At 37.3% G+C, this 13,007-nt stretch carries 10 protein-coding genes and 1 pseudogene; 5 read left to right on the forward strand and 6 right to left on the reverse strand.

The window, feature by feature from the left end:
* Positions 1–126: 126 nt before the first annotated feature.
* The 5 genes from parE (at position 127) to RRV45_RS10665 (ending at position 6,394) form a co-directional block, all read left to right on the forward strand.
* A complete protein-coding gene (gene parE / locus RRV45_RS10645; RefSeq protein WP_315668798.1) occupies positions 127–2,103 on the forward strand; it encodes a DNA topoisomerase IV subunit B in 1,977 nt (658 codons plus the stop codon).
* Entirely contained in the window at positions 2,103–4,550 is a 2,448-nt protein-coding gene (gene parC, locus RRV45_RS10650; protein ID WP_315668799.1) for a DNA topoisomerase IV subunit A, read from the forward strand. Before parE ends, parC begins: the two co-directional genes overlap by 1 nt.
* Before the next feature lie 242 nt (positions 4,551–4,792).
* Positions 4,793–5,563 (forward strand): hypothetical protein, encoded by a 771-nt coding sequence (locus tag RRV45_RS10655; protein ID WP_315668800.1) that lies wholly within the window; start codon positions 4,793–4,795, stop codon positions 5,561–5,563.
* An 86-nt stretch (positions 5,564–5,649) separates the two neighbouring features.
* Positions 5,650–6,129 carry a staygreen family protein gene (locus RRV45_RS10660; protein ID WP_315668801.1) on the forward strand — a complete coding sequence of 160 codons (480 nt, stop codon included), beginning with the start codon at positions 5,650–5,652 and terminating at the stop codon, positions 6,127–6,129.
* Between the two features lie 127 nt (positions 6,130–6,256).
* The gene (locus RRV45_RS10665; RefSeq protein WP_315668802.1) at positions 6,257–6,394 is read left to right on the forward strand and encodes a hypothetical protein; all 138 of its coding nucleotides are present in this window, start codon (positions 6,257–6,259) and stop codon (positions 6,392–6,394) included.
* 531 nt (positions 6,395–6,925) lie between these two features.
* Here the strand turns inward: RRV45_RS10665 and RRV45_RS10670 are convergent.
* The 6 genes and pseudogenes from RRV45_RS10670 to RRV45_RS10695 all read right to left on the reverse strand — a co-directional run.
* A pseudogene (locus tag RRV45_RS10670) lies at positions 6,926–7,259 on the reverse strand (tyrosine-type recombinase/integrase); the annotation flags it as partial.
* A 24-nt stretch (positions 7,260–7,283) separates the two neighbouring features.
* Complete coding sequence (locus RRV45_RS10675; protein WP_315668803.1) at positions 7,284–7,922, reverse strand: 4Fe-4S single cluster domain-containing protein; 639 nt, start codon at positions 7,920–7,922, stop codon at positions 7,284–7,286.
* A gap of 55 nt (positions 7,923–7,977) precedes the next feature.
* The gene (locus tag RRV45_RS10680) at positions 7,978–8,481 is read right to left on the reverse strand and encodes an FHA domain-containing protein (protein ID WP_315668804.1); all 504 of its coding nucleotides are present in this window, start codon (positions 8,479–8,481) and stop codon (positions 7,978–7,980) included.
* Between the two features lie 19 nt (positions 8,482–8,500).
* Positions 8,501–9,913, reverse strand: a complete 1,413-nt coding sequence (locus tag RRV45_RS10685; RefSeq protein WP_315668805.1) for a hypothetical protein — start codon at positions 9,911–9,913, stop codon at positions 8,501–8,503.
* Positions 9,910–11,553 (reverse strand): protein kinase domain-containing protein, encoded by a 1,644-nt coding sequence (locus RRV45_RS10690; protein ID WP_315668806.1) that lies wholly within the window; start codon positions 11,551–11,553, stop codon positions 9,910–9,912. Before RRV45_RS10690 ends, RRV45_RS10685 begins: the two co-directional genes overlap by 4 nt.
* 65 nt (positions 11,554–11,618) lie before the next feature.
* A complete protein-coding gene (locus tag RRV45_RS10695; protein ID WP_315668807.1) occupies positions 11,619–12,950 on the reverse strand; it encodes a hypothetical protein in 1,332 nt (443 codons plus the stop codon).
* Between the last annotated feature and the right edge of the window lie 57 nt (positions 12,951–13,007).

A 13,007-nucleotide genomic window follows, 5' to 3' on the forward strand; every position in this document is an offset into this window, starting at 1 on the left:
GTTAAATGAATGTATAATCAATTTTGTTTCTATGATTACCTGCTTATTATATAGATACGAAAGCAGAGTCTTGATCATATTATTTTTCAGCAATTCTTTTTTTGCAGTAATGAAAGGGGTATGTTTGTGGCAAGAAATCAGGGAGCTTTTGACTATAATGATGATGCCATACAAGTACTCGAAGGGCTTGAGGCAGTTAGAAAGCGCCCGGGTATGTACATTGGGAGTACAGATGCGAGAGGGCTACACCATCTAGTATATGAAATTGTCGATAACGCTGTCGATGAAGCATTGGCAGGTTACGGTGAACAAATCATTGTCAAAATACATAAAGATAACTCAATTAGTGTTATTGATAAAGGCCGCGGGATGCCTACTGGAATGCATCGTATGGGCAAACCAACTCCCGAAGTGATATTAACCGTCTTACACGCTGGAGGTAAATTCGGCCAGGGCGGCTATAAAACAAGCGGAGGACTGCATGGTGTTGGTGCCTCTGTTGTGAATGCTCTTTCCGAATGGTTAGTCGTTACCATCAAACGGGATGGGATTGTTTATGAACAGCGCTTTGAAAACGGCGGGAAACCGGTAACAACTCTTGAAAAAAAAGGGAAAACGAATCAAACAGGGACAACCATTCACTTTAAGCCAGATGAATCCATTTTTTCAATAACTACTTATAATTATGAAACATTATGTGAGCGGCTGCGTGAATCAGCATTTCTTTTAAAAGGAATGAAAATAGAAATAATCGATGAAAGACATGGTCTTCAGGAAGTCTTTCATTATGACAATGGAATTGAAGCATTTGTTGAATACTTAAATGAAGAAAAGGATGTTTTACATTCAGTCGTTAGCTTTGAGGGTGAGCAAAATGGAATTGAAGTAGATTTAGCTTTCCAATTTAACGATGGATATTCAGAAAATGTTCTTTCCTTTGTTAACAATGTTCGGACAAAAGATGGCGGTACTCACGAGGCTGGATCAAAAACAGCGATGACTCGTATTTTTAATGAATACGCTAGGAAGGTTAACCTTCTAAAGGAGAAAGATAAAAATTTAGATGGGGCCGATATTCGAGAAGGGTTTACTGCGATTGTCTCTGTACGAGTTCCGGAGGATTTGCTTCAATTTGAGGGGCAAACAAAGGGAAAGCTTGGTACAAGTGAAGCACGATCTTCAGTTGATGCGGTTGTATCAGAGCATTTATCTTATTTTCTTGAAGAGAATCCAAACGTAAGTTCTCTTTTGATAAAAAAGGCCATTAAAGCTTATCAGGCGAGAGAAGCGGCCCGAAAAGCACGTGAGGATGCAAGGAGCGGCAAAAAAAGAAAACGCTCAGATGCGGTCCTTTCTGGAAAATTAACACCTGCCCAATCAAGAAATCCTCAAAAAAATGAAATCTATTTAGTGGAAGGAGATTCAGCTGGCGGCTCAGCTAAACAAGGGCGTGACCGTCGTTTTCAAGCGGTTCTTCCATTGCGAGGGAAAGTTATTAATACTGAAAAAGCAAAGCTTCAGGATATTTTTAAGAATGAAGAGATTAATACGATCATCCATGCTGTAGGTGCTGGAGTTGGAGCAGATTTTAATTTAGAAGATGTAAATTACGATAAAGTCATTATCATGACAGATGCGGATACAGATGGTGCTCATATTCAAGTTCTTCTCCTAACCTTTTTCTATCGATATATGAAGCCGCTGCTGGATGCCGGTAAAATTTATATTGCACTACCCCCTTTATATAAAGTCAGCAAAGGTGCAGGCAAGAAAGAAATTATTGAATATGCCTGGGCCGAAGATGATTTGCAGGACGCCATAAAAAAAGTTGGAAAAGGCTATATGCTCCAGCGTTATAAAGGTTTAGGCGAAATGAATGCGGATCAGTTATGGGATACGACAATGAATCCAGAATCACGCACCTTAATCCGGGTTAGAATAGATGATGCTGCTAGAGCGGAACGCCGAGTAACAACGTTAATGGGCGATAAGGTTGAGCCGCGAAGAAAGTGGATTGAAACAAATGTGGCATTTGGTTTAGAAGAGGATGCAAGTATACTAGAAAATGAAAATATATCTGTCATAGAGGAGGAGATTGAATAATGGCTTCACAAGAGAAATTCCGCGATCTCCCTCTAGAAGACGTTATTGGAGATCGTTTTGGCCGCTATAGTAAATATATTATTCAGGAAAGGGCCTTACCTGATGCAAGGGACGGCCTAAAGCCTGTTCAACGAAGAATTTTATATGCCATGCATGTGGAAGGAAATACACATGAAAAAGGCTTTAGAAAATCTGCAAAAACAGTTGGAAATGTAATTGGTAACTACCATCCTCATGGTGATACATCTGTTTATGATGCAATGGTTCGATTGAGTCAAGATTGGAAGCTACGAAACTTGCTTGTCGAAATGCACGGGAATAACGGGAGTATTGATGGGGATCCACCTGCAGCTATGCGTTATACGGAAGCGAGACTTTCAGCCATTTCTTCAGAACTTCTTAAGGATATTGAAAAAAGAACGGTCGATTTTGTTCCGAACTTCGATGATACTTCCAATGAACCAACCGTTTTGCCTGCTATGTTCCCAAGTCTCTTAGTAAACGGCTCTACCGGTATTTCAGCTGGATATGCGACAGAAATTCCTCCTCATCACCTAAATGAAGTGATTGATGGTGTCATTCATCGATTGGATAACCCAAATTGCTCAGTAGATGACCTTATGAAGTATATAAAAGGTCCTGATTTTCCTACTGGCGGAATTATACAAGGTGTTGAGGGAATAAAGAAGGCCTATGAAACTGGAAAAGGAAAAATCATTGTCCGTGGGAAAGCTGAATTTGAAGAAATTCGCGGGGGGAAGAAACAAATTGTCATTACGGAAATACCGTTTGATGTCAATAAAGCAAATCTTGTCAAGAAAATCGATGAGTTTAGGCTAGATCGAAAAATCGAAGGGATAGCCGAGGTTCGAGATGAGACAGACCGAACGGGATTACGTATAGTTGTTGAATTGAAAAAAGACGCGGACCCTGAAGGTGTCCTTCATTACTTATACAAAAATAGTGATTTACAAGTTCCATATAATTTTAATATGGTGGCCATTTATAACAGACATCCAAAGCTAATGGGACTTAGAGAGCTATTAGATGCGTATATCGGACATCGAAAAGAGGTCGTAACAAGAAGAACAGGTTTTGATCTTGAAAAAGCCCAAGCCAGGCAGCATATAGTTGAAGGCTTAATAAAGGCTTTATCTATTCTTGATGAAGTGATTGCCGCCATTCGAGCATCGAAGGATAAAAGAGATGCAAAAGATAATTTAATTGCCAAGTTTGCATTTACTGAGCCTCAGGCAGAAGCAATCGTGTCATTGCAGCTATATCGTTTAACGAATACAGATATTACAGCACTCCAAGCTGAGGCAGAAGAATTGTCAAATCGAGTTGCCGAGCTAACATCGATTCTAGAGAGTGAAAAAAAGCTGTATTCTGTCATTCAAAAAGAATTAAAAGACGTAAGAAAACGTTTTGCTGATAATCGCCGTACTGTGATAGAAGACGAGATTGAAGAAATAAAAATCAATCTGGAAGTACTTATCGCAAGTGAGGACGTTATTGTAACAGTAACAAAGGAAGGCTATGTGAAGAGGACAAGCCCTCGTTCCTTTGCAGCCTCCAACGGACAGGATTTTGGTATGAAGGATTCAGACCGTCTGCTCGCACAGCTAGATATGAATACGACAGATGTTCTATTATTATTCACAAACAAAGGGAATTACTTATATTGCCCTGTTCACCAACTACCTGATATCCGCTGGAAGGATCTAGGTCAGCATGTTGCTAACATCATTCCTATTGATGGGGACGAATCTATTATAAAGGCTCTTCCTGTGAAGGATTTCGAAACAGAGTCCTATTTACTTTTTGTCACGAAATACGGAATGGTGAAGAAAACGGAGCTTAAGCTGTACAAGGCACAGCGTTACTCAAAACCATTGGTCGCCATTAATGTAAAAGACGATGATGAAGTGATTGATGTCCATGAAACAGATGGCTCTAAAGATCTGTTTGTTTCTACATACAATGGCTATGCATTATGGTTCCCCGAAGAAGAAGTCAGTATCGTTGGTACAAGGGCTGCGGGAGTAAAGGGGATTAATTTAAAAGACGGTGATCATGTGACTGGAGGACAAGTTGTTGAGAATTCACAAGAACAGTCGGTTGTCATTGTTACCCAGCGCGGTGCTATTAAGAAGATGAAATTTGCTGAGTTTGAGCGGGCTTCCCGTGCCAAACGAGGTGTCGTCATGTTAAGGGAATTGAAATCAAACCCTCACAGAGTTATTGGGTCTGTCATTGTAAGTGAAAATGATGATATTTACATGGAAACGGAAAAAGGTATTATTGAATCAACAAAAGCTTCTTCGATCAGATTTAATGATCGCTATTCAAATGGGTCATTTATATTGGATGAAACGGAAAGTGGAAAAACGAAATCCGTTTGGAAAATAGCTGCTCAAGAAGAAAATAAGAACTCTAACGAATAGAGATTGACTCCCTCCTAAAAAGGCAGGGAGTTTTTCTAATTAATATACTTTCGCTCGTTAATCGTCAATTTTGTGAATATTGTTCTTGTCTAATAATTATTATTTTTATCACCATTTCCAGATTAGGATAAGGGGAAAATTTATTTCAAATAGATAAAAATTGTTTTTTATTTAAAATTCCTACATTTATTTTCCAAAACTGGACAAAATAAGATGAGATATGTCTAGGGAGGAAATGAACAATGAGAAAAGAAATCGTATTTGCTCTTGCCGCGTTCTTTTTTATTACATTGTCGGCTATGACAGGTGCTTATGCTGGTGAAAACTCCAGTAAAATGATAACCATTTCTAAGGATAAAGAAGATGTGACAGGAGATGGGAAAAAAGATGAAATCATATTGAAGGGATTGCCCTATGAAGAAGGTACTGATTTTTTAAAAGAAATATATATGGAGATCCAGGCTTCCAATAAGAAATCATTTAATGTTGAATTCGATAGCGGGTTCAATCCAAGAGTGAATTTTATTGATTTAAATCATGATGGTTTAAAAGATATTTTCGTCACAGTGGATACAGGCGGGAGTGGGGGAATAACCAATCATTATTTGTACACTGTAAAGAATTTTGCACTCACTGATTTAACTGTACCAGAACCACTAGTGATTAACAGCCAGTTTCTTGATGGATATAAAGCAGCAATTACGATCCAGGATACAGGTGAATCGTATACGTTTGATTTAAGTAACCGGGCAGAAGATTATGAACGGACAGGGCTCTATCAAAAAGGCAAACTAAGTGAGCCGACCGAGTTAATGGTCGACCCGTTTTCCACATTAAAACCTGTTTTAGTTGATGGGAAGCAATATGGGTTGAAGGGAACTCAGGCAATCAGCGGCGCCTATCATGCAGACAGAATCGCCATCATTGAGTCCTTATGGCTTTATGAGGATGGAAAATGGTCTTTAAAGAATACGAGGGTCATGGAGACCAATCTTCAGAAGAAGAAAAAGTAAAAAATAGGCGGCTGTCACGTTTTCTGGAAATGGACATAAAATAAGATAAGTGAATTTCCTATTTATTGCAAAGGAGGGCGCTTATCTTGACTAAATTGGATGCATCACAGCTTAGTGTTACGTATTTGCCGCCTGCAACGGAATTTAGACCTGTAGATGGCAGAAAGTATACACTGGTTCAATCCCTATCAACAGGTGAATGGTTTCTAAATGTTGGCTATCGCTACCATGCTAATTATGTAAACTTAAAATTTCGTGACGAAGTAATTGCTGAGTGGGTTCCTCAAATGGGGCAGTATGTACTTAGTGGAAAAGTATTTATTAGTGATCAAGACTTTGATAAGCAATATGCAAAGGTTCGGTTTATGATTTTTCAGCGTGAAGTAGAACAAGCTTTAGCAGCAATCGTTTATGGAGACCGTATATTTTATTCGAATTATCCTTGGCTTTTAGATTCACCGATTTATATTCATTTTGAATCAAATTATGAAGAGTTTAATAAGATGATCTATTTTGGAACTCCTCGTCAATATTTGAAAGCAGCCATGCTGCCGATTGAAACATAATCTATATTATCAATCCTATCCAGCTAGTTTACAGGATCCTTTCCTGTATTTTTTTTGCGTTTTTACGTGCTATAAGCATAAAATTCTTTATTAAACACACGATAAAATGGAAAGGAGTGACTTAGATATGAAAAATAAAAATGAAGAATCGTCAAAAATGAGTTATGAATCTGATGGCAAAATGGGGAAAAATAATAATCAGCAAGAGCAAGGTAAAAGAAAAGTTAATGCTGACTTTTTTAATAGCACACAAAATAGTGAATGAAATAGGTTAAACAGACACTCTAAATCAGTGTCTGTTTTTTGCTTAACATAAGAGGAAATATAACATTATTATGTAAACTAATTTCAGTAGAATGAAGTCTGCGAAGTACCTGAAAATAAAATGCAATTACATAGAACGATACCTAAATAAACAGGTAAATATAATTCATTATAGATTAGGGTTTTGTATGCAGTGAAAAATACCCTGATTAATTTTACTTATTACATTTAATCAGGGAAAATTTTGTAGATAAAATAAAAATAAGATGATTTTGCTATTTTTTTGTTTTCTGTCTCACTATCTTAAGTATACTTATAGATTGAGATAAATAATATTTAACTTCCGATAATATATATTATGTAAACTAGGATTTTTGAAAAAGAATAGTAATATATCTATCACTATTCCTCTACTGACAAGTGACACAAAATTACTTATAAAAATGACATAAAGATACTGAAACTGTGACACAAAAATACTAAATATGGTATAAACCTCTATATACTCGCAGAAATGTACACTTGCTGCTCATTAATCTTTTGGCATATTGAATTTATTAATTGCTGTTTTTAGATCCTCGTTTTTAATATGAGTATAAATCATGGTCGTTTCAATAGAAGAATGTCCTAATTGACGTCTTAGCTTTGATACATCATTTTTTCAGCGTGATATCTTGTAGCAAACGAATGGCGCAATTTATGTACAGATAAAGAAGGTTTACCGAATAATGTGGCGAATTTTTCAATAAATTTTTCTATAGCTCTTGCTGATAATCTTCTAGTTGTACCTTTTTGGACCCATTGGAGCTGAGATAAAAAGCCTTATTATCTTTAGATATATTATACTTACTAGCTCTTACACTAAGGCAGAGGACCTATCATTACAACTGCTAGTCGTTTTTCTGTGGGGCTTTTGTAGAGACCCCTTTTTCAGATAATTTCTCGCAAACACTTTTATTGAAATCTCTTGGCGGAATTCCAAAGGATATTAGATTATCTTCGTAGTAGATATTTTGAATTGGCCGGCTTTCCCCTGCAATTATCTCCCTGTATCGTTCCTTATATTTAGTATTAAAAATATGTACAACCTGATTAGAAGATCCCCTTAGCGGCCGATTGTCGTTCAATGATTCAACATACTTGCCGTCAACGAGCACCGAAATATTGAAGAGAATATCATCGATACTCTCATTTTTCTGAGCTCTTAGCTCTGCCAATGTATATCCGGAATAAACAAGGATGTCTTCAATGCTATTTTTCTGAAGCCATTTTACCAACTGTCGTAGCTCTTTAGGCTGTGCAAATGGATCACCTCCGGAAATCGTCACACCATCCACTTTATATTTTTTTAAAATAGATTCTATGTAACTGAAAATAGCTGAAAGCTCAATATTCTTTGTTGGATCGGCAGCTTGAAGTTCGGGATTGCAACAAAGATGACAACGATGGGGGCAACCAACAAGCCAAATCCCAATTCTCTTCCCATACCCTAATGTTTCTAACGGGTAAAATATGCGTTCGATTTGCATAAGTACTCCTTCCATACATTTTCAACTTTATTTAAGAGGTAGATGACTGTTAGCTTTATTTAACCATGTATTCCAAATTAGCAAAAATGATGTAATCATTTCTCTTAATAGAATATAAACTATTGCTCAGTAGCGATTGGCCATTTAATTTTGTCCCATTTGTACTGCCGAGATCAACAATTGCATAATTTCCATCAGCATTTAATTGAATTCGCGCATGCTCATTGCTCACATATAAATTACTTTGAAAATGTTCCGGCTGAATGGTTCCAGATCTGCCTATAATCCCACCTGTTGCTGGAATAGAGATTTCATAACCACTAGCGGTATTGACAAATTGAATGCCGGTCATCCGGACTGTTTTTGGCTGCATATCCATAAAATTGTCTGCACCAGGTTTCTCCACTGAAGTCGAATTTTCAATCCCACCAGCCTCAAGCTCTGCTAAATTTGTAATCGGCAGATAAGATATATCTTCCCCACATCCATCTCCTCGGCAAAAAGTCGTATCTAACGAATTTAAATGACCACATACCTTACAAATTCTAACTTCTTCCATATCCTACCCTCCTGCTTTTTTAGTTATTTATTCGGTTGTATGTTGGACTTTGAGCAGATTGTCCCCTTCTCTCTTTTCGCTTCTTCAGTATCTTCTTATTGCATATGTCAACACTACGGGCATATTTCACATCCGCTGGCTTGATGTTTTCGTTCGTAAGGTAAATTCCTTTCTTTGCTAATTCAATTTTAATGTCTTCATAATTCGTACAAAAGGCTTCCATTCCTTCTTTGATTTTTAGCTTATCCATTGAAGTAAGCTCCTTTTGCCCTTCACTTATCCCGCTTACCTCAAATAATACACTGCCGCTATCAGAAACGAACACATTGACAGCCCCGTCTTCGATTTCATACAGCTGATGGTGAATATTATCGAAATTCTTCACCATATATTCTGTTGCAAACAAGTCATATCCTAAGGCTTCCATAACATCATTGATGCTTTCAACAATATAATCGGATTTTTGTTTTTCGGCATGCAGCTTATCTAGTTGAGCGACTTCCACTTCCAGTTGCACCTTTAATTCTGAAATTACAGCTTTATCCTCAGAGAAATAAATTGAATTTTGTTCGGCATTAAGCAGTTCACAAAGTGTTTGGTATTGGATTACAAGCTTTTCATATTCTGCATGCTCATGCCCAATTCGCTCAATTAATTGATCATATTTCTTTTTTCTAGCATAAAACGTACTCATAAGCTTTTTAATTTGGTTCCTTTTGTACCGATTATCGAACTTTTTGTGGTAGTAAACATCATGAATAGAATTATAAATATTTTGGACCTCATCTATAACTCCATGATAAAAGTATGGAACATAAGATTCTAACTGTGCTATTGCAGCTTCCATCGTTTCTGGGAGACTATTAAGCGCGCTTCCTATTTCTTTCTCAGGTGTTTTTTGCGGAGCACTCGGAATAGAATATTTTTTTGGCTGTGCTGCAGGTATTTGACCGGCTTCTGTTAAAAAAGACTGGGCATGCTTTTGACGTTCTAGCCCCTGAATTTCAAGAGAAATTTTGTTTTCAATTATTTCAAACTGTGTATTAACCTTTGTTAGCATGTTATTTGTAAACTGCTCCATCCTTACAATACATTCACTCAAACTTGCCATACTGTTAGAATCATATTCAACTAGAAAGTCATCCATTTGATTAAGCAAAGTATTTTTCAACTCAATTATTTCGTTCACTGTATACGAATCGGTTAAACCATATTGATTCGCTGTGTCGCTTTGACGGTCCGCAGTCTCGTTAATTTCTTCTTTAATTCTACCAATTTCCTTATGAAGAATGGTAATCCTCATTTTTAGCTTTTGCCGTTTTATCTCTTCTTTACGTCGTCTTTCCTCTTCAAGCTCTCTTTGTCTCTGCTGCTCTAGCTGTTTTTGCCGCTCTTGTTCAATATAGAATTGACTATGCTTCGGTCCACTCATATAATCGATCTCCATTTAGCAATATGTTCTTCATACCCCATATGTGAAAGCCATGCAAAGAAGTACTGATTTTCTAATAGTTCAGCAGCCAATGCATCAATGGCGTCACTTTGTTTACCTAGATAAAGTATTAAATCATCCAAATTAGTAAACGTCATTTTTTGAAAACAAAATTCATTTATATTTTTTAAAAGGAAACCTAGTAAATAATATCCGTATAACGAGTTTCTTTGGGCCTCATTGTATATTTTTTTCGCCTCGTTATAAAACGAAGGATTTTCCTTTTCTGCTTCAATTCTTTCTAAATACATCATCAACACACCAGACTTCAATAAATCTGAAATATCCTCATTAACTTGTGGCAATGAATCATGGATAAAAGACCCAAGCCCATTCAGGTCCCTAAAGGTATGCCCTTTCCAACAAAGCGATGGATTCGGATGCAGTCCGCATATGAGCTGGAATAGTCCAATGTCTTGATTTTGTTGTTTCTCACATTCAATAATAACTAACTCGTATTCCTCACCAAATTGTTTCACGAAGTTCTTAACTAGACCATTGTATAAATGTTTTTTTGCTTCCTCCCAATGGGCAGCAAATGCAATAGCCAATTCTTCAAGACTAGTGAAATCTCTTCCCTCAAATCGATAAGGACGAATATTCCGGTGAATCAAATCTTCAATAACAATGACATGCTCCCCGTTCAGCCATTTCTTTACCTCCTCATGGCCCCAACGATTATTCCGATCTTTTCTTGTTAATCCCTTTATTAAATGTGCCAGCTTCTTAGGAATCATTGACGGCACATCAATTTGATCCATCAACGTCATCTTTATTATCTGCTCAGTATTTAAATGCTTAAAAGGGTTTTCCCCTAGAGCTAATTCCAGTAATGTAATCCCAAATGAGTAATAATCACTTTCTTCGCATATTAATTGGTTATACACTTCCGGAGCGGCATAACCGTTCGTTCGATTCGCATTATTTGTAAAAATCACACTGCCTTCGCCCTTCGTGGAGCTTATACCGAAATCGCCAATAATAATCGATTCGCCATCTTGGAAAATATTATTTGGTTTAATATCCCGATGAAACACCCCGACACTATGAAGGGTTCTTAAACCTTCATTAATAGCGGGTGCAATCACATTAAGAATATAATCCGGCTCATGAGGGTATGTTTTTGTTAAATCGCCCTGTTTGTAATAAGGGAAAATTTCGTAATACCGCTTTGATTTCTTATCGACGCCATAGTCTAGAATGGGAATGACATGACTCGATTGAATTGCGCGAATCCTATCTGTCACCTCTTGTTTCGGATTCATACCTTGAAAATAAACTTTGGCAACAAACTGCTTTTCTTCATATTGGGAAACAAAAAGGGCGGCTTCTCCCGTATTGTAGGTGAGATTTATTGTCAGCTCATATTTCCCATCCAAAATATCCCCTGTTTGAATATACCCATTTATCGTTCCATCTGCTTGATTCATATGCTCTATAGGCTGCCCGGTAGCCATACGCAGCGTTTTTTGCTGGTTTTGCGGTACCATTTTTACTGTATTATCTTGAGGCAGTTTTATTGTTTGTTCTCGTTGCTCCCTAAATGGAGCTTTCATCCGAACAGTTTGCTTCTGGCTCAAATGATCACCCATTCTCCTTTATTCTTTTCCGGCTAAGATCGACTTGAACTTCCATTTCATCCCCGTTATTCCTTCACCGTGCTTCCATGGATCCATAGCATCTCTTGCGATTTTGGCTCTAATATATAATACCAAGTCACACCATCCACTATTTTTACTTCGTAGTAACTAAGGATTGTATTATGTGCGACTGTTGTACGTTCAGTACTTTTCGAAATAAGCGGTTCAGTTCGAACATGAGCACCGGATTTTGCCACAACTATCACTGTACCAATTGCCTCCACCTTCTCCTCGTCTTCCGTGGACGTTTTTTCTTCTGCTACCTTCTCTTTATCTGTGCTAAGCGCCTCAATTTTCGCAGCAAGATGTTGCTCCATTTTTACTTGAATAAATGGAAAAATATTAGCATCGGCTTTAAAGGCAAACGTCCACAATGTCCCGAAAGCAAGCAAAGCAATGGTCAAAAACCTCATTCCTCTCTCAACAAATCGAAAAAACTGATGCGGGCGATATGCCTGGGCAGGAATATAGTTTAATTTGTCTCCTAAGATAAAACCAAGAAATCCACCAAACAAACTGCTTAGCAGAAGTAAATTCACTTCACGTAGTTGTGTAAAATTAAAGCCTGTCGGCAAATGAAAAAAATCCTGTACCAAGGCTAAAATAATAAATCCGCTTGAATATGTGAGGAGCAGGAAAATTGAGAATAAGCGCATACTTTGGCGAATATTTGCTACCCCAAGTAAAAATAGAAGAGCACCGGTTCCAATTATCCCCCATTCTACTTGTATGCCTACCGGTTTTAAATAAAGCATGAGAGCAAAAAATACTAAGGCTCCCATAACTGTTCCGAATCTCCGCATAAATATAGCCCGCATATCATCCCGGAGCGCCATATCCCTTGTTCGCAAATTTACATATTCATCAATAATCCCTTTATGATTATTCTTTTTCAGAAAATTTCTAAAAGCATCTACAGGTAATAAGCCTGTCTTATTCTTTAAAATACGAATCTTATAGTATAAGTCTTGATTTATTTGTTTTAGTGCCTCCAAATCATTCTTCGAAATAAGATGAATATCGTATTTATTATTGTTCATCCTTTGGCGGGAGGTATTTTTGAGCTCGTGAAAGCTGCTGTATAAATTACATAGTGTCGCGAATTCCGTTTGCATTTCTGGTAATGTCTTCTTTTTCCATTGAATTTTCATTAGTTTATCATGAAGTTCCTTGCTAATTGATGAAATAAAGATATAGTCATGGAGACTCTCCAGCAGCCTGTATTCTGCTGTTTCCTGTATCCGCTTATAATAAATATCCATAAGCTCAGATTGATCCTTATTTGCTACTCCTGACAGAAGCAAGAGGAATTCTGTTGTCTTTTTTGGAACGCCCATCACCATCCTCCATTTCTTTCGGTATTTTTACTCAATAATTTGTAATTGTAAGATTAC

The organism is Bacillus sp. DTU_2020_1000418_1_SI_GHA_SEK_038, from assembly GCF_032341175.1.
Classification (GTDB): domain Bacteria; phylum Bacillota; class Bacilli; order Bacillales; family Cytobacillaceae; genus Cytobacillus.

Coding starts and splice junctions, on each gene's coding strand:
- RRV45_RS10675 (WP_315668803.1), bottom strand. CDS start 7,922: ATGCAAATCGAACGCATATTTTACCCGTTAGAAACATTAGGGTATGGG.
- RRV45_RS10685 (WP_315668805.1), bottom strand. CDS start 9,913: ATGAGTGGACCGAAGCATAGTCAATTCTATATTGAACAAGAGCGGCAA.
- parC (WP_315668799.1), top strand. CDS start 2,103: ATGGCTTCACAAGAGAAATTCCGCGATCTCCCTCTAGAAGACGTTATT.
- RRV45_RS10695 (WP_315668807.1), bottom strand. CDS start 12,950: ATGGGCGTTCCAAAAAAGACAACAGAATTCCTCTTGCTTCTGTCAGGA.
- RRV45_RS10665 (WP_315668802.1), top strand. CDS start 6,257: ATGAAAAATAAAAATGAAGAATCGTCAAAAATGAGTTATGAATCTGAT.
- RRV45_RS10680 (WP_315668804.1), bottom strand. CDS start 8,481: ATGGAAGAAGTTAGAATTTGTAAGGTATGTGGTCATTTAAATTCGTTA.
- RRV45_RS10655 (WP_315668800.1), top strand. CDS start 4,793: ATGAGAAAAGAAATCGTATTTGCTCTTGCCGCGTTCTTTTTTATTACA.